Here is a 22178-nt window from a genome sequence, read left to right as displayed (position 1 = left end):
TTGGGCATTCCAACTGTTTGGCTGAATAGCCTCGTTCACACAAGAGTATCGCTGTGCCGGTTTCGCCAAGGGGCCCGTCCCCCTTCCACCCTCGCCGGCGCGACATGCTGGCCTATATCGGCGCCTCCGTCGCCGGGCTCGCATACGCGTCGGCCGTTCGAGCCCAAACACCCCAAGCGACGATTTCGGCCAGGATGGGCGACAATCAGCGATTCGACCCGATGGTTGTGGTCGACATTGCGCGCCAACTCTCCAAGAGACCATATGCGGCAGCCCCCAACGACTTGCCGGATGTGTTCGCCAACCTGAATCAGGATCAGTATTCCGCGATTCGATATACCCAGCCGGCCATCTGGAGCACGGAAGCCCGGGGCATCGCCGTGGAGCCGCTCCACCGAGGCTTCGTCTTCAGAGACGCGGTCGATCTGTTCGCCGTGGAGGACGGGGCTGTCCGGCGGATCGGCTTCAGCCCTTCCCAGTTCGACTACGGCCGCATCAACGTGCCGAACAATGTACCGGACATCGGCTATTCCGGCTTCAAGCTCATCGCGCAGCTCGGAAACGGCAAGCCGTTCGACTTCGCCTTTGTCCAAGGGGGCACGTTCTTCCGCGCAATCGCCCGTGGTCAGACTTACGGTGCCATCGCGAGGGCTTTGACCTTGCGGCCGGCCGAAGCGCGTGGCGAGGAGTTCCCCGTCTTCCGGGCTTTCTGGCTCGAACGGCCAGCCGTGGGCAGCAACGCCATCACCGTACATGGCGTGCTCGATTCGGAATCGACCACCGGCGCGGTGCGCATGACATTCCGTCCGGGCGATATGACCATCGTCGATGTGGAGACGACCCTCTTCCCACGCGTCAACCTGGAGCACGTGGGCTTGGGCGGCATCGCGTCCACTTACCTCTATGGACCGAACGATCTTCTGAACTCGGACGACATCAGGCCGGCGGTCTACGAGTCCTCCGGACTTCAGATGCTGAACGGCTCGGGGGAATGGCTGTGGCGTCCGCTGCACAATCCCGAAACGCTCCAGATTTCGGCCTTCGTCGACAATTCTCCGCGCGGATTCGGCCTTCTGCAGCGGGAACGTTCCTATGAAACGTTTCAGGATGACGACCAGCGCTTCGAGCGTCGTCCGAGCCTCTGGATCGAGCCGCTCGGGGATTGGGGCCAGGGCAGTGTGCAACTGCTCGAAATCCCGACCGACGCCGAGATCAACGACAACATCCTCACCTATTGGCGCCCGAAGGCCCCCATGACGGCCGGATCGGAGGTTGCCGTTGCGTACCGGCAGTATTGGGGCTGGAACTCGCCCGAACGTCCACCGCTCGCGATCGTATCGGCCACGCGCTCCGGCCGTGGCAGCGGAGCACGGCGGCGGCGGTTCACGGTTGACTTTTCCGGGGATGTTTTGGGTGACAATTTGCCGGCGGACCTTAAATCGGTTCTAACCGTTGGCCCCGGGACGTTCCAGAACCTCAAACTTTTGCCATATCCGGAACGAAAGACGGTACGTGTTGCGTTCGAGCTTGACCCGGGCAACGAAAACGCGTGTGAGATGCGCCTGATCCTTGAAGCAGGCGGGAAACCGATTAGCGAGACATGGCTTTATCGTTGGACACCGTAAGTCCCGACTCAAACCCGAATGTGGCTGCCCTGGAGCGGCCTGCAGCCGCTATGCCCCCCGAAAAGCATCTCGACATGCCGACGCAGTCGCTCCGGCACTGGTCGGCAGCTGATGAGCGCAAGCCCCTCCTCCAGCATCCCAAGCTGGGGACATGGCTCGCCCGCCTGTTCGTCTTTGGAGGCGGGCTGCTGCTGACGGCATACGGCACCTACGAGATGTATCAGGTCGTGTCGGTGAGCCGCACAACGGCGCTCCAGTGGGTGCTCGTTGCGCTGTTCACAGTGAACTTCTCCTGGATCGCGATCGCCTTCACAAGTGCCCTCCTGGGGTTCTTCGCCCTGCTGCGCCGCCCCGGGCACCGAGGACCGCTGCCGCCTTCGCTGCAGCAGCGCACCGCCATCGTCATGCCGGTCTATAACGAGCAGACGGACCGCACCTTCGCGGCCCTGGAAGCGATCTATGAATCCGTTCATGCGACGGGCCTTGGCGACCATTTCGACTACTTCATCCTCTCCGACACCACGAACCCGGATGCCTGGATCGCCGAGGAGCGCGCCTTCCTGGCCCTGAGAGAGCGCCTGGGTCCAGGAGCGCGCTTCTATTATCGCCACCGGCAGAAGAACCATCACCGCAAGGCCGGCAACATCGCCGACTTCGTGTCCCGCTGGGGTGGCCATTACGAGCACATGCTCGTGCTCGATGCCGACAGCCTCATGACCGGCGAGTGCATCGTGCGCTTGGCCGCGGCCATGGAAGCCGATCCCGATGCCGGCATCATTCAATCGCTCCCGCTGATCATCAACCGCAACACGCTCTTCGCCCGCGTTCAGCAATATGCCGCCCGGGTCACCGGACCGGTCATCGCCATGGGCCTCGCGGTCTGGATGGGACGCGACGGAAATTACTGGGGCCACAATGCGATCATCCGCACCAAGGCCTTTGCCGCACACGGCGGTTTGCCGGACCTGAAGGGCAAACCGCCCTTCGGCGGACATATCCTGAGTCACGATTTCGTCGAGGCGGCGCTGCTGCGCCGCGCCGGCTGGTCGGTCTACATGCTGGCCGACCTTCAGGGCTCCTACGAGGAGAGCCCGCCCTCCCTCATCGACCTGTCGGCGCGTGACAGGCGCTGGTGCCAGGGCAATCTCCAGCACATGCGGGTTATCACGGCCAAAGGCCTCAAGCTGCCGACACGGCAACACTTTGCCACCGGGATCATGTCCTATCTGGCCTCGCCGTTCTGGCTGTTCCAGCTGATCGTCGGTATCGCCCTGGTCCTGCAGACCACCTACATCCGCCCGGAATATTTCGCCCGCGACTTCCGGCTTTATCCGATCTGGCCCCGGTTCGACCCTGAGCGAGCCCTGGCGCTCTTCGCGCTGACCATGGGCATCCTGCTGGCACCGAAGGTCTTCGGTCTTCTGCTGATGCTCATTCGCGGCGACGACCGGCGCGCCTCGGGAGGGAGCATCCGGCTGATCATCTCGTCCACGATCGAGATCATCCTGTCGGCGCTGCTGGCTCCGATTCTGATGCTCATCCAATCGGGTTCGGTCTTCCAGATCCTGCTCGGGCGCGACACCGGCTGGCAGCCGCAGCGTCGCGACGACGGCTCTATCCCGTTCAAGGACATCGTCCGTCGCCATCGGGCTCATACGGTTCTCGGGGCGTTGGCCGGCCTCTCGGCCTTCATGATCGCCACATCCCTGTTCTTGTGGATGTCTCCCACGATCATCGGTCTGCTGCTGGCCATCCCCCTTTCCTGGCTCAGTGGCCAGCTCGGAGCCGGTCTTGCACTCAAGAGGCTTGGGCTCCTGCGAACCCCTGAGGAATATCAGCCGCCAGCGATCGCCACCCGCGCCAACGAGCTGCAGGCGCGCAACGCCACCTTGGGGTTCGACGATACCGACAGCATCCGGGCCATCTATGCGGATGCGAACCTGAGGGAGCGCCATATCGAGATGCTTCCGCCCGCCCCGCCCCGCAAACGCGGCGTCATCGAGACGGAGCGGGCTTTGGCCGAGGCCAAGCTCGTCGACGCCGAGACCATCGAGGATGCGGTCAGCTGGCTCCACAACAAGGAACGCATGGTCGTTCTCCACGACCGGGCGCTCATCGACATGCTCGTGCACCTGAAGGCCAAGCCGCCTGAGGCTCAGGCTGCCGAGTGAGACCAATCGGGACCGGCTTCAGGTCCCGGTTTTCGTGTGCATTACGGGAGCCGTTCTCTCGCTGTCGCCGGCCACTTCGCTCAACACCCAATCCCGGAAGGCTTCGATCTTGGCGGAGCGCCGGCGGGTTTTCGGATAGACCAGCCAATAGCTCCGATCCGTGGTCGCCAGCAGATCGAAAGGCTTTACGAGCCGCCCTGACGCAAGGTCGTCGGGAAAGAAGAAAGGATTGATGAGCGCCACTCCCTGACCGGCGATGGCCGCCATGCCTTCGAACTGCTGCACTCCGAGCGAATTGTCCGGACGCCGCGAAAGGTCGACATTCTTCACACCGGCTGCCGCGAACCAATCCTGCCACCACGGATCACTCGGCGAGATGAGCGGGAGCTTGAGAATGTCGAGAGGCTCCCGCAGCTCGACGCCCCGGAGCAGCTCCGGGCTGCACACGGGCACGAATTGGTTGGGGAACAGAACATGTGCCTCGAGCCCGGGCCAGTCTCCCGTACCGCTCCTGATTCCGATGTCGAATTCGCTTTGGGCGAATTCGACGATCTCGGTCGAGACGGAAATCTGAACCGCAATGTTGGGGTGGAGCTGTCGAAAGCGCCCCAAGCGCGGAACGAGCCAATTGGAGGCAAAAGTCGAGAGCGTGGTGATCGAGAGGACCGTCTGGACCATTTCCTCCACGCCCGCGAAGGCATTCCGCAACGCCTCGAAAGCCTCCGTTACGGCCGGAGCGAGCTGTCGCCCCTTGGCTGTCAGGGTTACCTGGCGGGGCAAGCGGATGAACAGCGGCGCCCCGACCTTATCCTCCAGGATCTTGATCTGATAGCTCACGGCAGCCTGCGTCATGCCGAGTTCCTCGGCGGCGCGGGTAAAGCTCTGATGGCGAGCCGCCGCCTCGAACACTCGGACGGCGCTCATTGGGGGAAGTTTCGACGGCGGTTTCGTCATGACGATCCATAAGGCTGCCTTATGTCAGCCCATTGGCATTTGCTTTGTCAAGCTCCCCCGTGAGGCGCATCCTCTCTCTCATCACCGAGGGCGCTGAAGCCCAGGCAATCAACCACGGTAGCTGTCATGAGATATGAGGATGCCCGCCGCCTCCGCGGCGTCGAGAGCGCTTGGCTGCATGTGAAACTCTGGTTCCGGCCGATTCTTCCGAGAAGGGGACCGGCCGTGTCGGATTTGAGCCGGCTCTCCGATCATGAGAGACGCGATATCGGCCTCCCCGAGCCGATCCGTTACATGGATTGGCGCGCCTTGAGGGACGAAAGGTAGCCCAAGTCAGGGCGTCAAGCGGCTCGGCTTCAACTCACCGCTCTGTTCGAGGAGCGAATGCCCGGTCGAGGCGATATGCGCCTCGATCCGCTTGAGGTCCCGCACGATATCCAGCTGAATGGCGCTCGTATCGCCTGCCGTCCTGCCCGACCGAAGCTGTTCGAGATGCTTCTGGGCCACCGCACGCTCCAGGTCCCTAAACCGCTCCTTCTCAGCCACGAGCCGGCGGGCTGAACCGAGATCCTGGAACATGAGTACGGAGGCGGCAAGCTGCAGATGCTCCAGCAGCTTTGCGTGCATGCTGGTGATGTCGTCCAGGCTGTCCTTCGGCAGGCGCAGATGGTTCTTGATGCGCTTGGCGGCGAGCTCCATCAGGTTCTTGTCGATGATGTCGCCCACATGTTCCAGATTGATGGCGAAGGCGAGAATGTCGGAGAGACGCTTCGCCTCCGCCTCGCTCAGAGCCTCGTGGTTGATCGAGCTCAGATAGCGGCGAATCGCACTGAACAACCTGTCGAGCACATCGTCGGTGCGGCTCACTTGGTCGACACGGCCGATATCGTCCTCGCGGAAGAGATCCTGGGAGCTCCGCAACATGGCCTCCACCGTGTCGACCATGCGCAGGACCTCGCGGGCCGCGTTGGAGAGAGCAACAGACGGCGTGTCGAGAGCATCCTTGTCGAGATATTGCGGAGTGCCCGGATCGGACGCCCGGAGCTTTTCAGGGAAGATCCGGACCAGCAGCGTCGCGATCCATGGCAACGGCAGGATGAAGACAGCAGCCACCACCACGTTGAAGATCGTGTGAAAATTCGCCGCGAGCCGTGTCGGGTTCGGATCGATCATCGTCATGGCCGAGAGGATCGGCTCGATCAGGGGAAGAACAATGGCGCAGCCGACGACCCGCGTCGCCAAGTTGCCGACAGGCACGCGGATCTTGGCGGGATCGCCTCCCATGGCTTCCAGAAAGGGATTGAGGGCGCTGCCCAGATTGGCCCCAAGCACCATCACCAGGGCGGCAGGAGGACCTATCACGCCAGCCGAGGCGAGGGACATGATCAGGAGCATCGCTGCGACGCTGGAATGGGCGATCCAGGCAAAGAACGCCGAAAGGAGCACCAGGATCAGCGGGTCGGACGCGATGGACGCGAGCAGATCCTTGAGAACCGTCGAGCCTTCGATGAGATGGTTCGTCTCGCTCAGGAGGTGGAGCGACAGCAGCATGAGGCCCAAACCGATGGCCACACGTCCAAGATCCTTGACACGGCTCGTCCTGCCGCGTCGGAAAGCCACGAAGCCACCGAAGATCAGAACCGGAAAGATCAGGGACACGTCGAACGAGAGCACCTGCACGATGAGCGTCGTGCCCACGTTCGCGCCGAGCATCACCGCCAGGGCCGGAACGATGTCAACCGCCCCGCCCGCGGTGAAGGATGACACCATCAAGGCTGTCGCCGTACTGCTTTGCAGGACCGTCGTCACGCCGACGCCGGCGAGGAACGCTTGCAGCCGTGTCCGCAACGCCATCCCGAGAATCCAGCGAAGATCGCTGCCGAAAGCCCGCTGAACCCCGCTGTTGACCATGTTGATGCCCCACAGAAGCAGGGCAATCTCACCGAAGAGGTGGATCAAGACGGCGGTTGCAGACATTCAGCCCTCTGGGTTCAAGAAGCGCGGCACGATCCTTTTACTTACCCACCAACGGAGACAATCGCAATAAGGTTGCCGGCTAATAATGAGCATGTGCCGGAAGGATCAGCGGAAAATCGGCTCGAAGCCTTCCGCCAGGAGATGGAGCAGGCGGCAGGGCGAACCTCCGCTCCTGGCCCCTCCGGCATCCTTCCAGACGAGCTCACTTGCTCAATGGGGCTCACGCGGAACAACCAAAAGCGGCCCAAGCTTAGCCGATACCAATTTGGCTACTCCCAACGCATGCCCCTATCCCCTTAAGGTCGTCTGCTCTTTTCATCGTATAATCGGTACGCATGGATGTGTCCTAAAGCTAAGTTCCAAGGCGGTTCGGGCGTTGATTGACAGTATCTCTCTGATCGGTGTGCGAGGGCGTGAGATGGGTTTGGACGATCCATTTCCAATCGAGAAATGCTCCGGACGCGTCCGGGGAGCGATCCTGGCGGAATTTCAAGGAAGGTGCCCCACCATCCGCGAAGTGGCCAGCATCTCAGATGCCCAGTGGCTGACCGTCCCCAATATCGGTCCCACCACATTGGAGGAGTTGCGCAGCATGACGCAATCCGCTCCGAATGGAGAGCCGCGCCCCAATTCGACGGGAATGCCGGACGGAGAGCTGCTCTCCCGCCTCAACCGGCTTCAACGTGAGCTGAACATCATTGTCGGCGAGATAAAGGCACGCTTCAGTGCCGGAGCGTCAAAGAAAAATCAGGCGCGGTAGGTCTAAATCCTGAACACAGGAAAGATCGCAACCGATACGATGCTGATGTGAGACGCCTGCTATCGATCTGATATGGACCTTCGTGATCGAAAGCTCAGATCGCGAAGGACAGGATCGCCCGGGTCCCTGCGTGATCCTGATCGAACTCGATCGCCGATTGCAGGTTCGATGCCATGGCCTTTACGATCTTCGTGCCTAGGCCGCTCCCCTGGACCACTCCGGTGCCCTTCCATCCGATCCCGTCATCCTCGACGACAAGCTCCGCATGTCCGCCCGAAGACGACAGGGCGACACGGATCTCCCCCGTCACTCCGGCTGGATAGGCATACTTGAAAGCGTTCGTGACGAGTTCCGTTACAATCACCCCAAGTGACACCGCTTTGTCGGTCGGTACCGAGGTCGGCTCTGCCATCAGGGTAATCGTATGTTCGCGCCCGGCTGCTTGCATGGCGCCCTCGAGTTCCTCGACCAGTCCCTGCAGATAGGTATCCATCTCGACGAAACGGACGTCGTTCGATGTGTAAAGTCGCCGATGAATCTGCGAGATGGCGGTGATGCGGCTTTGCGTTTCCGTCAGCGTGTCCCTCGCGATCGTATCGCTGCTGAGCGCCCGCTGTTGCATAGCGACCAGGGACGCAACCAGTTGCAGACTGTTCGCGACGCGATGGTTGACCTCCCGGAGGAGCATCTCTGCCCGCTCCCGCGCCTCCCGCATTTCCCTCTCAGCCACTTCCTTCTCTTGGCGGAGCCTTTCGGCGGCCAGCGCCTGCTCGGCAGCGGTCCGGAGGAGATCGAGGAAAACCCCGCCGACGTCCTTGATGACGTAATCGGCCGCTCCCGCCTTCAGGGCGGCAACCGCAATCCTGCCCTCGTCGGCTCCAGTCACGTAGACGACAGGGGGAGGATTCGCCATGGTCTGGATTTCGGAGAGAACCTCGAGGCCTACTTTACCAGGCATGAAGTGATCGAGCGCGATCACATCGAAGCGCTCGGCGGAAAGCTGGTTCAGTCCCTCATCGCCGCTAAGGGCATGTTTGACCTGGAAGCCGTGGCGCGAGAGTGTCCGCTCGACGAGGCGTCCGAGGCCGTGATCGTCATCGATATACAGGAGCCGGATCGGTGGGGTTTCGGCGGCGCCCGCGCTCATAGACTGTCGGGCACCTGAATGACCGAGAGGAACAGCCCAAGCTGGCGGATCGCCTGCGAGAAGGACTCGTACTCCACCGGCTTCGTGATGTAGACATTGGCACCGAGGTCGTAACAGCGCTGCACTTCGCGCTGATCGTCCGTGGTCGTAAGCACCACCACCGGAGCACGTTTCAGCTTCTCGTCTCTCTTCAGCCTGGCGAGGATGTCAGCCCCGTTCATGTCCGGCAGATTGAGATCGAGCAGCACCAGGAACGGACCGGCATTGCGCACCTCATCGCTGAACAGGTGCTCCAGAGCAGCGGTCCCGCTGGAGAAGGTACGAAGCTCATTGCAGACGCCCGCCCGACGGATGTTCTTCTCGATCAGTCGGGCATGGCCCTCATCGTCCTCGACCATGATGATGGTGACGGGATTTTGGTGGGGCATCAGGCGGCTTCCGAATTCATACTGATATATCTTGGCAGGGCCACGGTGAAGGTCGAGCCCTCCCCGAGCCGTGACGATACGGAAATCGTGCCGCCGAGCCTTCGCACGAGAGCACGCACATGTGCAAGCCCAATCCCCTCGCCTTGCTGGTCCTGAGTCCCAGAGCGTCGGAACAGGTCGAAGATCCTCTCGAAGTCCTTGGAATCGATACCACGCCCGTTATCCTCGATTTCGAAAAGGACGCTAGCTCCCAGATCACGTCCACGGACCATTATCCGTCCTGCGCGGGTCGGGTGAAGGTATTTCACAGCGTTATCGATGAGATTTCCGAAGATCTGCTCGATGGCAAGGCGGTCGCTGGTGACATTGGGAAGGGGCTCGATGAGCAATTCCGCGCCGCGTTCGTGCAACTGATGTGCGACGCTGCCGCGCTGGGCCTCAAGCAGTTGGACCATATCGATAGGCTCGGGCGCCAGAACGCGCCTTCCCTCCCGGGACAGCTTCAGGATCGCGCCGATCAGCTTGTCCATCTTCACGGTCGAGGACCGGATAAAGCCGATGGCCTCCGGCAGGTCGGATTCAATGGCCGCTCGAGTCTCGGCGTCGATCAGGCTGGGATCGGCTTGCCGGACCTTCCGGTAGAACCTCTCGATCTCGCTCTGCGCACCTTCCAGTTCACTCGTGAAGCCCATGACGTTGACCAGCGGTGCCCGAAGGTCGTGGCTTACGATATAGGCAAAACGCTGAATCTCTTCGTTGGCCTGATCGAGTTCTGCCACACGCTCCGCCAGGATGGACGCCAGCCGGCGTGTCTCCTCTTCCGTGCGGAGCGCACGCTCTCGGCTCTCCCGGAGCGCATCCTGGGCCTGCTTGAAATCATGGATGTCGGTGCAAGTCCCAAACCAGCGTTTGATCCTGCCCTCCTCGTCGCGAACCGGCTGCGCCCGCCCGAGCACCCAGCGGTACTCGCCGGAGCGATGCCGCAGCCGATATTCGATGTGGTACGGATCGCCCGTTTCAAGGCAACGGCGCCAGACGCCCCAGGCGCGCTCCTGGTCGTCCGGATGGAACATGCCGTTCCATGCCTCGCCATCGGTCGAACCGTTCGGGACGCCCGTATACTCGTACCAGCGTTGATTGTAGTAATCGTGGAAGCCATCCGGTCGGGTGGCCCAGATCATCTGATCGATCGAGTTGGCGATGGCGCGGAAGCGCTCCTCGCTTTCCCTCAACGCAATCTCGACCCGGCGCCTTTCCTCCAGCTCGCGCTGTGCCGACTGGAACAGCCGGGCATTGTCGATCGCGACCGCCGCCTGACCGGCGATACCGGTCAGCAAAACTTCGTGCTCCTGCCGAAACACGCCGGTTTCAGCATGACCGAAGAACAATCCGCCGAGCACCTCGCCTGAACGGGAGGTCACCGGCACCGCCAGATAGCTGCGAACCGGCAGATGGCCCTCTGGCATGCCTATATGGGGTCTGTTGAGCCCGTAGCGCGGGTCCTGAAGGATATCGTCGGAGCGTATGATCCCGTCACCCTGGAACGTCGGCTGGAACACCGCCGTCGCCCTGGGCATCGGAAAATCGGCGAATGCCTCCCGCTCCACACCGGATAGAGCATAGAGCATGTAGCTCTCACCATTTTCGTCCAGGACATTGTAGAAGAAGGCCCCAAACTGGGCGCCCGTCAGCGCGACGCCAGCATCTGTGACGATCTGGACGACACGATCCAAGTCGAGCTCAGCGGCAATCGATGCTCCGGTCTGGTTGAGGATGGCTAAGTTTCGGGTCTCGGATCTGAGAGCCTCTTCGGCCTGGCGAGCCTCTGTAACGTCATGTCCTTGCACGAAGATCCCGGAAACCTGTCCATCGGGATCGAAGACCGGCTGATAGACGAAGTCGAGGAAACGCTCCTCCGGAACATCCCCGGCGTTCTGTTTCAGGAGAATGCGAATGCTCCGGCCTACGAAAGGCTGGCCGCTGCGATAGACACGGTCGAGGAGATCGAGGAATCCCTGCCCCACGACCTCGGGAAGAGCCTCACGCACGGGCTTGCCGACGATGTTATCGCGGCCGATCAGCTGGAGATAGGCCGAGTTCGCCATGGTGAAGACGTGATCCGGTCCGCTAAGGGCTGCCATGAAGCCAGGCGCCTGCTGGAACAACCCCCGCAGGTGCTGCCGTTCCTCGCTCAGGACTTGGTTGGCCTCCTGCACGGCCTGAGCGCGGCGGAACATGTCCGTCTCGATCAGTGCGGACGGACCGGACGAGAGAACGGTACTCTTTGCCAAATTCCGCAGCCGGTGAAGCTCGGTCACGTCGACCGTGTGCTGGAGGATGAAGGCCAGTTCGCCTCTATCGTTGAAGAGTGGCGTATGGGTCGCGCTCCAGTAGCGTTCCTCGAAGCCCTGGCCGTTCGGCAGCGGGATGGCATATTCGATGAGAGGAAGATAATCCGCAGCCTTCTCGCGAATGACCTTGTCGAGCGATCCTCGCAACTGTCGGTGGCTTATGGAATCCGGATCGCTCGGAAACGCCTCGAACATGTTGCGCCCGATCAGATCGTCCCGCTCGCGCATGGTGACCTGGAGATAGGCGTCGTTCATTCCGACGATCGTGAGCGAGAGGTCCAGCAGCACGTAGGGGTTGGGAGAGGCACTGAACAGAGCTTCGAAATTGATTGTCTTCAATCGCAATGCTGGTCAGTCGCCAGCCCCCTCGTTGATCACTGACAGAGCTGGTCGGTATGTAGGCGGCTCCCGCCCAAGTAACATAGGGCCAAGATATCTACCCAGTAAGTGTGACCGATGCGACACTTATGGGCCGGACTATCGGCATGACAGGCTTGATCGAGCGCCCGCTCAGCCCTCGTATTTGATCTGGATCCGAGCAGCCGCCTGCCGGGCCCGCTCGCGCGCTTCCTCCACCGTAGAGCCGGAGGCGAGGGCGACGCCCATGCGACGGTGCTTGCGGGTTGTCGGCTTGCCGAAGATGCGTACCTCCACGTCCGCGTCGGTCGAGCCCATGGCGAGAGCCTCCCGCAATCCTTCGATCGTGAACCGCTCGGCCTCCCGGTCGGCCAGGATCACGGCCGATGCCGTAGGGCCATTGAGCCGGATCTGCGGAATCGGTAATCCCAGAACGGCGCGGGCATGAAGATCGAACTCCGACAGATTCTGGGAAAGAAGTGTCACAAGCCCCGTGTCATGCGGCCGGGGCGAGAGCTCGGAGAAGATCACCTCGTCACGGGTCACGAAGAACTCGACGCCGAAGATCCCGTATCCGCCGAGATCGTCGACGACCCTCCGGGCCATCTCCTTGGCATCTTCAAGGAGCTTCCCGGTCATCAGAGTCGGCTGCCAGGATTCCTGGTAGTCGCCCCGCTCCTGCCGGTGACCGATGGGTTCGCAGAAGGAGACGCCCTCGCGGGTTCGGATGGTCAGGAGGGTGATCTCGTAATCGAAGGCGATGAACTCCTCGACGATCACCTTCTTCCGGTCCCCGCGCATGTTCGCCACGGCATCGTTCCAGGCCTGCTCCAGTTGATCGGCCGTGCGTACGGTGCTCTGCCCCTTGCCGGAGGAGGACATGACGGGCTTGATCACGCAGGGCAGGCCCGTGTGCTCGGCACCCGCCCTGACCTCGTCCAGGCTTTCCGCATAGCGGTACTTGGATGTGCGCAGGCCGAGCTCGGTCGCGGCAAGCTCCCGGATTCGGTCCCGGTTCATGGTCAGCGAGGCGGCCCGGGCGGAAGGCACCACGGTAAATCCCTTGTCCTCGAAATCCTGCAGCACCTCCGTGCGGATCGCCTCGATCTCCGGGACGATGAAATCGGGCCGGTGCTTCTCGATTGCAGCCTCAAGGGCATCCGCGTCGAGCATGGGGAAGACTTCGGCCTCGTCCGCCACCTGCATGGCCGGAGCGTTCGCGTAGCTGTCGCAGGCCACCACATAGCAGCCATACCGCTTGGTCGAAATCACGAACTCCTTGCCGAGCTCGCCCGACCCGAGGAGGAGAATCTTGGCTGTGAACACGGAAATGCCTTTCGTTCATGGCTAGGGCCGCGGCGCAGGGCAGCGACGTGCGGGATCTGATCCGCCCGCCATCCGGTAAAGCCCCAGCGCTCCAGGTCGTCAATGGCCGACTGAAGCAACCGGGTCGCGTCCCGGCTGTTTCAGGGCGATCCCAGATCGACTTTATTCACATTGGATAGGGTTGTGCCGGGTGTCTTCCCCTCGAAACGGCACAAAAGGCCGCGCTTTTGGCATTTTGACGCCATGCCATGGATCAAGATCGTCCGAGTGGCGTTCAACAGCAGCGACAGGAGCTGGCCCCGCTTGCGCTGCATGCAGCCCTGCCGTCTCAATCGCGCATTACGCAATCAGAAGTCCGATGGGTTAAGGGGTCTTCGCAGGAGAAGCCCGATGTTAGCAAAGAAGAAATCACCCGAGAACCGGCAAAGGCGCGTCACCCGGGTCGAGCCGCCGGTCCTCGAGGAAGCGATCGCCGCAGCACAGGGCCTGACGGATGATATCGACAGCCAAGTCGAGATCGCCGCGCAGCTCATGGGAATGCCGGAGAATGAAGTGCGCCCCGTCGTTCTGAAAACGGCCGCTCAACCTCGCCGCCCCGAGCGCCTGGCCGAGCGGATGATCATGCCTGAGCGCAGCGACGGGCCCAAGGTGGTGGTCGTGGAGCGCAAGCGCCCTCGCCTCGCCATGCCGAGATAACTTCTCTATCATCCCGCCCGAACGCGCCGCACGACGGCCGCTTCCTCCGCATCCCACTGCCGCCGTCTCGCGGGATCGTCCGAATATGGTCAAAGGTATTCTTCTCGCTTTTCTTGCCTTTGCCGTCTTCGCCTGGGGCGATGCCGTCGTGAAGGAGATCGGGCATGGCCTCGATCCGTTCGAGGTCACCTTCTTCGGATATCTCATCCCCCTTCTCCTCTCACCCGTCTTCATGAAGCCCGGCGACAGCCCTGTCGATCTGGTGCGATGGAACAGGCCCTGGCTCATGGGACTTCGGGTTTTCCTGATCGCCGCCACGACGCCGTTCAGCGTCATGGCCTTCCGGAGCCTGCCCTTCGCGGAGGCTTTCGCCCTTCTGTTCCTCATGCCCAGCCTTGTGACGGTGCTCTCCATCTTCATTCTCAAGGAACATGTCAGATGGCGCCGCGGCCTTGCCGTCTGCGCGGCGTTCATCGGCGTGCTGATCATCGTGCGCCCGGGATTCAGGGAATTCCTGCCGGGGCACGTGGCGGCGCTCGCCACGGCACTGTGCGCGGCAGGCGGCGTCATCACGGGCAGGATGATCGGCCATACGGAGAAGCGGTTCACCCTGATCGGAACCGTCTTCCTGGCTACGACCGTTCTCGCAGGCATCCTGATGATCCCGGGCTTCACCTGGCCGACGACACACCAATGGATCCTGCTGCTCGCCTTTGCCGCAACGGCCTTCGTCGCGCAGGCGCTGTTCATCGTCGCGACTCTGTATGCTCCGGCCGACCGGCTCGGGGCGGCCCAATACAGCCAGATCTTATGGGCTCTGGCCATCGGCGCGCTGTTCTTCGACGAATGGCCCGACACCCTGGCCCTGGTCGGCATCTTCATCGTCGTGGCGGCAGGCCTGTTCATCTTCGCCCGCGAGCAGACCCTCAAGCGAGGGCGACCTGAGACCGAGGCCCCGGCCGGGTCTGCTCAGACCGAAGCCGCATCCATGACCCACTAAGGCCCTCCGGGTGCGACTTCTGCGCCAGCCTTCGTTTCCTCATCGCCGGGCTGCCCTATCTTCGCCTCTATAGGGCTCTGAGCGCTCGATGTCCGGGCCAGGGCCGAGGTTGACAGGGTGGTTTCCTTGGCAGGCGCGTATATCAACCGGATCGGCACCGCCGTCCCGCAGCACGACATCCATCAGACTTTCATCGGCTTCGTCGACCAGTTTCTGCCCGAGCGGAAGGACAAGCTGATCTTCCGGCGGATGGTCCAGCGCTCCGGGATCGAACATCGCTACTCGACACTGACGCCAAGCGAGAACCTTGAGGCTGCGGCCGACCAGGACGGCTTTTTCAGGCCGGGCCAGTTCGCCGGAACGGGCACCCGCATGCAGCGCTTCGAGACCCATGCCGTCGACCTCGCCCAGCAGGCTATCGAGGCTCTCGACCTGAACGAGGACCTTGCCGCCATCACTCATATGGTCGTGGCTTCCTGCACCGGGTTCACTGCTCCCGGACTCGATCAGCAGATCATGGAGCGGCTAGGGCTCAACCCGTCTCTCGAACGGACCATGGTCGGGTTCATGGGCTGCGCCGCTGCCGTGAACGCCCTGAAGGTGGCCCACCATATCGTGAGATCCGAGCCGGATGCCAGGGTTTTGGTGGTCAACCTGGAGCTGTGCACGCTCCACCTCCAGGAGACGTCAGACCTCGAGGTCATTCTCAGCGCCTTGCTCTTCGGCGACGGCTGCGCGGCGAGCCTCGTCTCGGCGGAGCCGAAAGGCATCGCACTCAAGGATTTCCGGGTCGCGACGATTCCGGATACCCGTGATCTCATTACCTGGCGGATCGGCGATTCCGGGTTCGAGATGAGCCTGTCCGGAGAGGTTCCCCAGCAGATTACGAAAGCACTTCGCCACGAGGCGACCCGCAACGACGACGGCGGCATTCTGCGCGGCCAGCACAAGAACGATTTCGACCTTTGGGCGGTGCATGCGGGAGGGCGAACGATCCTCGATGCGGTCGAGCAGGGTCTCGATCTGGGACCGGACGCGTTGCAGTGGTCGCGCGGCGTGCTGCGGGACTTCGGCAACATGTCCTCGGCCACCTTGATGTTCGTGCTGGGCCGGATGATACAGGATGCGCCGCCGACCACGAACGGCTTCGGCATGGCATTCGGTCCGGGGCTGGTGGCCGAGACTTTCCGCTTCTCCCTTGCCGAATGAGACCGTCATGGGCCGGAGTTTCGCCGAGCGCAGCCCAGAGACGGAATGGATGGACACCGAGTCCGTTAGCCTGGACGACTACCGCGCCTGCCTGAAGGATCTGGCCGCCGTCAATGTCGTGACCATGACCCACGGGCCGGTCCTAAAATGGCTCGACCGCGCCACCCGGCACCTCGATCCGAACGAGCGCGTCACCATCCTGGATGTCGGCTATGGCTACGGCGACCTGCTGCGCCGAATCCATACCTGGAGCCGCCGCCGGAACCGGCTCATCGACCTGATCGGCGTCGATCTCAATCCCATGAGCGAGCCGATCGCTCGTGCCGCGACGCCTTCGGGTGTCTCCATCGAATACAGAACCGGTAACGTCTTCGACTTCCAGCCTGAACGCCCCGTCGACTTCATCCTCTGCTCGCAGACGACGCATCATATGTCGAATGAGGAACTGGCCGGCTTCGTCCGCTGGATGGAGCGAGTTGCCGCGCGTGGCTGGTTCATCGCGGATCTCCACCGTCATCCGATCCCGTTCCACTTCTTCCGCATCCTGTCCTGGGCGGCGGGATGGCATCGCTTCGTCCGGCATGACGGACCGATCTCGATCGCCCGCAGCTTCCGCCGAAAGGATTGGGAGGCCATCCTGGCCGCAGCCGGCCTGGAACCCGGAACAGCCCGAATCCGCTGGTATCCGTCCTTTCGGCTCTGCGTGAGCCGATTGAAATGATCAGTGGACGCAAAGAGGAGATCGTGATCGTCGGCGGCGGTCTCGCCGGCACGTCCGCGGCCTGCATCCTGGCAGAAGCCGGACGTTCCGTCCTTCTGATCGAGCGCGATGCGGAGCCCCGGCACAAGGTCTGCGGCGAGTTTCTGAGCATCGAGGCTCAAACCTATCTGACTCGTCTCGGCATCGACCTCGAGGGCCTCGGGGCAAGCCGCATCTCGCGTCTGCGTCTCATTCGGAAACGTAAGCTGACCGAAGTCGCCCTGCCCTTCGCCGCCAGAGGATTGTCCCGCAGGACCTTGGACGAGGCTCTGCTGGACCAAGCCCGGATTCGAGGTGCCCGGATCATCAGAGGACAGGCTGTGCGGTCCATCTCTGCGGACCCGTCGCAAGTCCACGCCGAAATTGCGGCGGGGGATCCAATCTCTGCGGATGCGGTCTTCCTGGCCACCGGAAAGCATGACGTCAGAGGAATGAAGCGGGCGTCAGCCGGCACCATGGACGATCTCATCGGCTTTAAAGTGCATTATCGTTTGGCGATGAGACAGCAGCAGGCGCTCGAAGGCCTTGTCGAGGTCATTCTGTTCTCCGGCGGCTACGCCGGGCTTCAGATGGTCGAACACGGAATCGCCAATCTCTGCCTCGTCGTTTCTCGCACGTGTTTCGACCAGGTCGGCAAAAGCTGGGACGCGCTTCTCGATCATATTGCCAGCGAGTGCCCTCATCTGGCGGAACGTCTGCAGGGCGCGCAATCTCTCTTCGAGCGTCCGCTGGCCATCTTCCAGATTCCCTACGGCTTCCTCCACGAACCGGACTCCAGCGAACAGCAGGGGCTGTTCCGCTTGGGCGATCAGGTGGGCGTCATCCCCTCCTTCACCGGCGACGGCATGTCGATTGCCCTGCACAGTGGATGCCTGGCCGCCTCGATGTATCTTGCGCACGGCCGGACGAGCTCGATCTTCCATCATCGGATACGATCCGACATCCAACGGTCGATCCGTCTGGCATCGATCCTGAACCGTGCCGTGCGGCATGCGGCGGGCCAGCAGGCGGTCTTTCATTTCTGCCGAACTTGGCCGGCTGCCATGCAGCATGTCACCACCCTGACCCGCGTGCACGAGGCATCCGTGCACCGGGCGCTCGTTGCATCATGATCCTTCCCAGGGAGCCCCAATCATCCGCCGCAGTGGCGGAACACTACGACGACCTCGATCCCTTCTATCGCGAGATCTGGGGCGAGCACGTCCATCATGGTCTCTGGACGACGGGCCACGAAACGCCCGACCAGGCAGTCGAGGCTCTGATTGCCCACCTTGCCGACACATTGGCCCTCGCACCCGGGCAACGGATCTGCGACATCGGCTGCGGTTATGGTGCAACCGCCGAATGGCTTACCGGACATTACGGTGTTTACGTCACCGGCGTCACCCTCTCGTCGGCGCAACTTCGGCAGGCGGAGAGGCGCGCCGCCGGATCCTCCCTTCTCAACTTCATGCTCCAAGACTGGCTCACGAACACGTTCGAGGACGGCGCATTCGACCATGTGATCGCCATCGAAAGTTCCGAGCACATGCCCGACAAGCAGCGGTTCTTCGATGAAGCGTATCGCACCATGCGGCCGGGCGGGCGGCTTGCCCTCTGCGCCTGGCTCGCCCGTGACCAGGTCCGTCCATGGGAGGAGCGCCATCTTCTGGAGCCGATCTGTCGCGAGGGCCGCCTCCCCGGAATGGGCACCGAGTCGGATTATCGCACATGGGCCGAAAGATCCGGCTTCATCGTCGACGGCTTCGAAGATCTCAGCCGGAACGTCAGGCGCACTTGGTCTCTCTGCGCCGGCCGGGTCGCGAAAAAGCTCCTGACCCACTCGCACTACCGACACTACCTGCTCGACGCGCGCTCCAGCAACCGCGTCTTCGCCCTGAGCCTCCCACGCATCTGGCTTGCCTATGTCACGGGATCGATGCGCTACGGGTTCCTGACGGCTCAAAAGCCATTAGGCCCCGTCTGACATCAAGTCTGCCCCGTCGCCTTGGCAAGTTTTTCCGCGGCATCCGATGCCCCCATGGCGCCGGCGAGCGCCTCGGCGGTGAGCCCGCCCGCATCGCGCGCCTGGAGATCCGCCCCTCGCGAGAGAAGGGTATCGACGATCTCGGTTCGGTTGAACATGGCAGCGATCATGAGTGGGGTCTTGCCGCCTTCGCTGCGGCCGTTGGCATCCGCTCCCCCGTCCAGCAGGCATTGGATCGTGGCCATGTCGCCTTTGAAGGCAGCACCGGCGAGCGGCGTCTGCCCCCGATCGTTGGCGAGCTCCGGATCGGCACCATGGGCGAGCAAGACACGCACGGTATCCACATGACCATGGTAGCTCGCCAGCATCAGCAACGAGTCACCCTTTTCGTTGCGCAGGTTCGGCGGCAACCCCATGCGCAACAAGTCCTCGAGGTCTTGGGCCTGCCCTGCCCTGGCATGCTGGAAAACACGCTGGGCGAAGGCGATGGTCTCCTCGTCCAGTTCCGGCTTGGGCGGTTCATTCTGCATCTTCATCTCCGAAGCGCTGTTGTACCAGGTCACGCCTCAGACAGCGGTCAATTTCCTGGCGAGGAGCTCGAGAGCGGCTGGGCCGTCGACGCCCAGGGCGACCTGAACCGATGTCCCGCTCTCTTCGATCGTCAACGCTCCCGCCTCCTCTGCGGGTCCTGTGTTGACGCTCAGGCGCAGGTCCTTGAGGCGGAAGAGCTCCGGCGCCAGGGCGAAGAGCATCACGCATGGGTCATGGAGCGGGCGGCTCTCCTGATGTGTCTTCGTTTCGAAATAGGATTCGACGAGATCGGCCACCATGGACGCGAGAGGCTTTGCGGGTGCCCGCAGCGCCTCCGCGAAATCCCGCGTGGCGCGCACCCGCCGGGTCACGTCCAGCGGCACGAGCACGAGGGACAGACCCGAGGACACGACGACATCTGCCGCTTCAGGATCGGCCCACAGGTTGAACTCCGAGCGCGGACCCACATTCCCCGCCTCGCGGATCACGCCGCCCATGGCGATGATCCGGCCGATGCGCCGGGCAGCGTCCGGCCTGTCAAGAATGAGTTTGGCGATGTTCGTCAGCGGTCCGAGAGCGAATATGTCCACTGTTCCGGCGGGCTCATGGAGCAGGAGATCCGCCAGCCACTGGACGGCGGTCCTGCTTTCCGGCTGCCGTGAGGGTTCGGGCAGATTGACGCCGCCGATGCCGTCCTCGCCATGCAAGTTCAGCGGCTCGGGTCCCGGCCGGGAAAGCGGTGCGGCAGCGCCCCGGAAGACCGGAATGCCCTCCTGGCCCGCGAAGGCGAGCAATCGGCCCGCATTGCGCGTCGTGGTTTCGATGCCGATGTTCCCCGCGACCGTTGTCATGCCCGCAATGGAGAACTCGGGCGAGGCAAGCGCAAGGAGGATGCCGACGGCATCGTCGATGCCTGGGTCCGTGTCGATGACGGTCAGCCGGGGTTTTGCGTCGGGCATGATGGGGCTAGAAACCTTGCTGTGAGTCCGTTCGGCCGCTTATCCGATACCGGACGGGATTTGACCATAGCCACAGGTGCTCCGTGACCCCTTCAGCCTCGCTTCCCGACGACCTCCTGGTGAATGCCGCGGACGAGGTGACGATCCGCCAAGACCTCGTTCTGGTTGCCTTGGGTAAACGGCCCGCGGACATGCTGCTGCGGGTCGGGCGCCTGCTTGACGTTCATACGCGCACTTGGTTGGAGGATCAGGAGATTGCCATCCGAGGCCGGCGCATTGCCTGGACCGGACCGGCGGGCACCTTCCCTGGAACGGCCGGAGCGCGGGTGGATCGGGGCGATCTTGCCGCGGTTCCCGGATTCGGCGAGGTGCACAAGCACATCGAAAGTTCGCACCTGACGCCGGAATACGAGGCGGCGCTTGTTCTGCCGCGCGGCAATACCTGGACCTGCGAGGCGAGCCACGAATTCTCGAATGTGGATGGTCCGCACAATCTCGAATTCTGGCTCACCGCCCGGCGGCACGGCTCGCCCGTGAAGATCTTCCCGCTGCCGGGATCGGCCGTGCCGCCGACAGCTTATGAATGGGGCGGCGGATATTACGGCTACGATGAGCAGGCGGGTTTCCTGAAACAAACCCTCATGGTCGCCGGCCTGGACGAGGTCATGGACTGGCCTGCCGTGTGGAACCCGGAGAATCCGTCGCACAAGCGCCTATGGGGCATGATCCAGGCGACGTTCGAGCAGCGCGGCGTGGTGGAAGGCCATGGGGCAGGCCTGCGCGATCTTAACTCCATCAATGCCTTTGCCGCCGCAGGTCTGGCCTCCGATCACGAGGGCTGGACGGCCGAGGAGGTGTGGGACAAGCTTCGGCACGGCATCTTCGTCGAGATCAGGCCGCACTCGATGCCGGAGATCATCCAGGGTCTCCTCCAGCGCGGTCTTTCCGACTGGTCGCAGGTCGCTTTCGCTACCGATGACCGCAGCGCATCGGACACCCTGCGCATGGGCGCGACGGACCACAATGTCCGCCTCGCCGTTCAGTCAGGCCTTAGTCCTGAAATCGCGATCCAGTGCGTGACCATCAACCCGGCCCGCCACATGCGGCTGACGCCCTGGGTCGGCAGCATCGCGCCGGGACGCTTTGCCGACGTCGTACTGCTGGACGATGTGGAGAGACTGTCCATCGTCGAGGTTTGGGCGGACGGAGCGCCCGTGTCGAAGGAAACAGACTATCTCGGGTTCCTGCCCTCGATCGACTGGCCGGTCTGGGCCTCGAAGACGGTCAACATCCAGCGCCGGATCGAGCCGAAGGATTTCGCCATCGCGGCCGCACCTGGGCGCACGACGATGCAAGCCGCGCTGTTGCGCCCGTTCCATTGGCACGACGACTTCATCACCATGGATCTTCCGGTGGAGAACGGCGAGGTCCAGCGCGATCCGGCCCGGAATGTCACGAAATTTGCCATCGTCGACCGCTTTTCGGGCGAGGGCCTGATCTCCCGCATGTTCTGGCTCGGCTGCGGCCCTAAGACCCCCGATACGGCGGTGGGCTGCACGGTTGCCCATGATAAGCACAATCTCTGGATTGTCGGATCGTCCGACGAAGCCATGGCGATGGTGGCCAATCGCGTGACGGAGATCGGCGGCGGCTGGGTTCTTGTCAGCGGCGGCAGGATACTGGCCGAGGTGCGCTACGAGATCGGCGGACTGATGACCCAGCGCCCGGCGGAAGCGCTCGATGCCGATATGCAGCGGCTTTACGCGGCAGCGGAGAAGATCGAGTGGCTCTATGAGCCCACCTTCTCTCCGCGCTGGTATCCTGGATTTCCGGAGCGCCTTCAGTTCGCGACCCTCACCTGTGCGCCCTGGCGCTGGGTTCTCGTCGCGCCTTGCGAGGCCGCTCCGCAGGGCTTCGTCAATGTGGCGACCGGGCAGACGCACCCGGTCGTCTGGTAAAGA

Annotated in this window: 18 protein-coding genes; 10 read left to right on the top strand and 8 right to left on the bottom strand. The window is 62.7% G+C overall.

Annotated features, from left to right (window positions below; all coding sequences use genetic code 11):
- The first annotated feature begins 53 nt into the window (after positions 1 to 53).
- Together VB672_RS12715 and mdoH are read left to right on the top strand one after the other, a co-directional pair.
- Entirely contained in the window at positions 54 to 1625 is a 1572-nt protein-coding gene (locus tag VB672_RS12715) for a glucan biosynthesis protein (protein ID WP_329784553.1), read from the top strand.
- On the top strand, positions 1601 to 3796 hold the full coding sequence (mdoH, locus tag VB672_RS12710; protein ID WP_329784552.1) for a glucans biosynthesis glucosyltransferase MdoH: 2196 nt from the start codon (positions 1601 to 1603) through the stop codon (positions 3794 to 3796). The genes VB672_RS12715 and mdoH overlap by 25 nt, the downstream gene beginning before the upstream one ends.
- Before the next feature lie 18 nt (positions 3797 to 3814).
- Here mdoH and gcvA read toward each other — a convergent pair whose 3' ends face one another.
- Positions 3815 to 4750 (bottom strand): transcriptional regulator GcvA, encoded by a 936-nt coding sequence (gene gcvA, locus VB672_RS12705; RefSeq protein WP_329784551.1) that lies wholly within the window; start codon positions 4748 to 4750, stop codon positions 3815 to 3817.
- Between the two features lie 333 nt (positions 4751 to 5083).
- Positions 5084 to 6727 (bottom strand): Na/Pi cotransporter family protein, encoded by a 1644-nt coding sequence (locus VB672_RS12700; protein ID WP_329784550.1) that lies wholly within the window; start codon positions 6725 to 6727, stop codon positions 5084 to 5086.
- Positions 6728 to 7145: 418 nt separating this feature from the next.
- Between VB672_RS12700 and VB672_RS12695 the strand changes: the two genes are divergently transcribed.
- Complete coding sequence (locus VB672_RS12695; RefSeq protein ID WP_329784549.1) at positions 7146 to 7487, top strand: hypothetical protein; 342 nt, start codon at positions 7146 to 7148, stop codon at positions 7485 to 7487.
- A 94-nt stretch (positions 7488 to 7581) separates the two neighbouring features.
- Here the strand turns inward: VB672_RS12695 and VB672_RS12690 are convergent, their stop codons facing one another.
- The 4 genes from VB672_RS12690 to purT all read right to left on the bottom strand — a co-directional run bounded on the left by VB672_RS12690 (position 7582) and on the right by purT (position 13096).
- Complete coding sequence (locus VB672_RS12690) at positions 7582 to 8634, bottom strand: histidine kinase dimerization/phosphoacceptor domain -containing protein (RefSeq protein WP_329784548.1); 1053 nt, start codon at positions 8632 to 8634, stop codon at positions 7582 to 7584.
- A complete protein-coding gene (locus tag VB672_RS12685; RefSeq protein ID WP_329784547.1) occupies positions 8631 to 9062 on the bottom strand; it encodes a response regulator in 432 nt (143 codons plus the stop codon). Before VB672_RS12685 ends, VB672_RS12690 begins: the two co-directional genes overlap by 4 nt.
- The gene (locus VB672_RS12680; protein ID WP_329784546.1) at positions 9062 to 11752 is read right to left on the bottom strand and encodes a PAS domain-containing protein; all 2691 of its coding nucleotides are present in this window, start codon (positions 11750 to 11752) and stop codon (positions 9062 to 9064) included. The genes VB672_RS12685 and VB672_RS12680 overlap by 1 nt, the downstream gene beginning before the upstream one ends.
- Before the next feature lie 171 nt (positions 11753 to 11923).
- On the bottom strand, positions 11924 to 13096 hold the full coding sequence (gene purT / locus VB672_RS12675; protein WP_329784545.1) for a formate-dependent phosphoribosylglycinamide formyltransferase: 1173 nt from the start codon (positions 13094 to 13096) through the stop codon (positions 11924 to 11926).
- 390 nt (positions 13097 to 13486) lie between these two features.
- On the opposite strand from purT, the gene VB672_RS12670 reads away from it, so the two are divergent.
- The 6 genes from VB672_RS12670 to VB672_RS12645 all read left to right on the top strand — a co-directional run bounded on the left by VB672_RS12670 (position 13487) and on the right by VB672_RS12645 (position 18727).
- Positions 13487 to 13792 carry a hypothetical protein gene (locus tag VB672_RS12670; RefSeq protein ID WP_329784544.1) on the top strand — a complete coding sequence of 102 codons (306 nt, stop codon included), beginning with the start codon at positions 13487 to 13489 and terminating at the stop codon, positions 13790 to 13792.
- Positions 13793 to 13877: 85 nt separating this feature from the next.
- Positions 13878 to 14792: a DMT family transporter gene (locus VB672_RS12665; protein WP_329784543.1), complete on the top strand. Its 915-nt coding sequence runs from the start codon at positions 13878 to 13880 to the stop codon at positions 14790 to 14792.
- 117 nt (positions 14793 to 14909) lie between these two features.
- Positions 14910 to 16001 carry a type III polyketide synthase gene (locus tag VB672_RS12660; protein ID WP_329784542.1) on the top strand — a complete coding sequence of 364 codons (1092 nt, stop codon included), beginning with the start codon at positions 14910 to 14912 and terminating at the stop codon, positions 15999 to 16001.
- A 7-nt stretch (positions 16002 to 16008) separates the two neighbouring features.
- Complete coding sequence (locus VB672_RS12655) at positions 16009 to 16722, top strand: methyltransferase domain-containing protein (protein ID WP_329784541.1); 714 nt, start codon at positions 16009 to 16011, stop codon at positions 16720 to 16722.
- On the top strand, positions 16719 to 17873 hold the full coding sequence (locus VB672_RS12650) for an NAD(P)/FAD-dependent oxidoreductase (protein WP_329784540.1): 1155 nt from the start codon (positions 16719 to 16721) through the stop codon (positions 17871 to 17873). Before VB672_RS12655 ends, VB672_RS12650 begins: the two co-directional genes overlap by 4 nt.
- Positions 17870 to 18727 carry an SAM-dependent methyltransferase gene (locus VB672_RS12645; protein WP_329784539.1) on the top strand — a complete coding sequence of 286 codons (858 nt, stop codon included), beginning with the start codon at positions 17870 to 17872 and terminating at the stop codon, positions 18725 to 18727. Before VB672_RS12650 ends, VB672_RS12645 begins: the two co-directional genes overlap by 4 nt.
- Before the next feature lie 2 nt (positions 18728 to 18729).
- Here the strand turns inward: VB672_RS12645 and VB672_RS12640 are convergent, their stop codons facing one another.
- Both VB672_RS12640 and VB672_RS12635 read right to left on the bottom strand, forming a co-directional pair.
- Positions 18730 to 19257 carry an ankyrin repeat domain-containing protein gene (locus tag VB672_RS12640; protein ID WP_329784538.1) on the bottom strand — a complete coding sequence of 176 codons (528 nt, stop codon included), beginning with the start codon at positions 19255 to 19257 and terminating at the stop codon, positions 18730 to 18732.
- A 36-nt stretch (positions 19258 to 19293) separates the two neighbouring features.
- The gene (locus VB672_RS12635) at positions 19294 to 20217 is read right to left on the bottom strand and encodes a nucleoside hydrolase (RefSeq protein WP_329784537.1); all 924 of its coding nucleotides are present in this window, start codon (positions 20215 to 20217) and stop codon (positions 19294 to 19296) included.
- Between the two features lie 83 nt (positions 20218 to 20300).
- Between VB672_RS12635 and VB672_RS12630 the strand changes: the two genes are divergently transcribed.
- Entirely contained in the window at positions 20301 to 22175 is a 1875-nt protein-coding gene (locus tag VB672_RS12630; protein WP_329784536.1) for an adenine deaminase, read from the top strand.
- The last annotated feature ends 3 nt before the right edge of the window (positions 22176 to 22178 follow it).

The organism is Microvirga sp. CF3016 (assembly GCF_036314085.1).
GTDB lineage: Bacteria > Pseudomonadota > Alphaproteobacteria > Rhizobiales > Beijerinckiaceae > Microvirga.
The sequence above is the reverse complement of the archived record's forward strand: the minus strand, read 5'-3'. Positions and strand labels throughout refer to the sequence as shown.

What these genes read in the sequence shown, in the direction of transcription:
- VB672_RS12645 (WP_329784539.1), top strand. Translation starts at nt 17,870, where the DNA reads ATGATCCTTCCCAGGGAGCCCCAATCATCCGCCGCAGTGGCGGAACAC.
- VB672_RS12665 (WP_329784543.1), top strand. Translation starts at nt 13,878, where the DNA reads ATGGTCAAAGGTATTCTTCTCGCTTTTCTTGCCTTTGCCGTCTTCGCC.
- VB672_RS12695 (WP_329784549.1), top strand. Translation starts at nt 7,146, where the DNA reads ATGGGTTTGGACGATCCATTTCCAATCGAGAAATGCTCCGGACGCGTC.
- VB672_RS12685 (WP_329784547.1), bottom strand. Translation starts at nt 9,062, where the DNA reads ATGCCCCACCAAAATCCCGTCACCATCATCATGGTCGAGGACGATGAG.
- VB672_RS12640 (WP_329784538.1), bottom strand. Translation starts at nt 19,257, where the DNA reads ATGCAGAATGAACCGCCCAAGCCGGAACTGGACGAGGAGACCATCGCC.
- VB672_RS12655 (WP_329784541.1), top strand. Translation starts at nt 16,009, where the DNA reads ATGGGCCGGAGTTTCGCCGAGCGCAGCCCAGAGACGGAATGGATGGAC.
- VB672_RS12635 (WP_329784537.1), bottom strand. Translation starts at nt 20,217, where the DNA reads ATGCCCGACGCAAAACCCCGGCTGACCGTCATCGACACGGACCCAGGC.
- VB672_RS12700 (WP_329784550.1), bottom strand. Translation starts at nt 6,727, where the DNA reads ATGTCTGCAACCGCCGTCTTGATCCACCTCTTCGGTGAGATTGCCCTG.
- mdoH (WP_329784552.1), top strand. Translation starts at nt 1,601, where the DNA reads ATGGCTTTATCGTTGGACACCGTAAGTCCCGACTCAAACCCGAATGTG.
- VB672_RS12670 (WP_329784544.1), top strand. Translation starts at nt 13,487, where the DNA reads ATGTTAGCAAAGAAGAAATCACCCGAGAACCGGCAAAGGCGCGTCACC.
- VB672_RS12650 (WP_329784540.1), top strand. Translation starts at nt 16,719, where the DNA reads ATGATCAGTGGACGCAAAGAGGAGATCGTGATCGTCGGCGGCGGTCTC.
- gcvA (WP_329784551.1), bottom strand. Translation starts at nt 4,750, where the DNA reads ATGACGAAACCGCCGTCGAAACTTCCCCCAATGAGCGCCGTCCGAGTG.
- VB672_RS12690 (WP_329784548.1), bottom strand. Translation starts at nt 8,634, where the DNA reads ATGAGCGCGGGCGCCGCCGAAACCCCACCGATCCGGCTCCTGTATATC.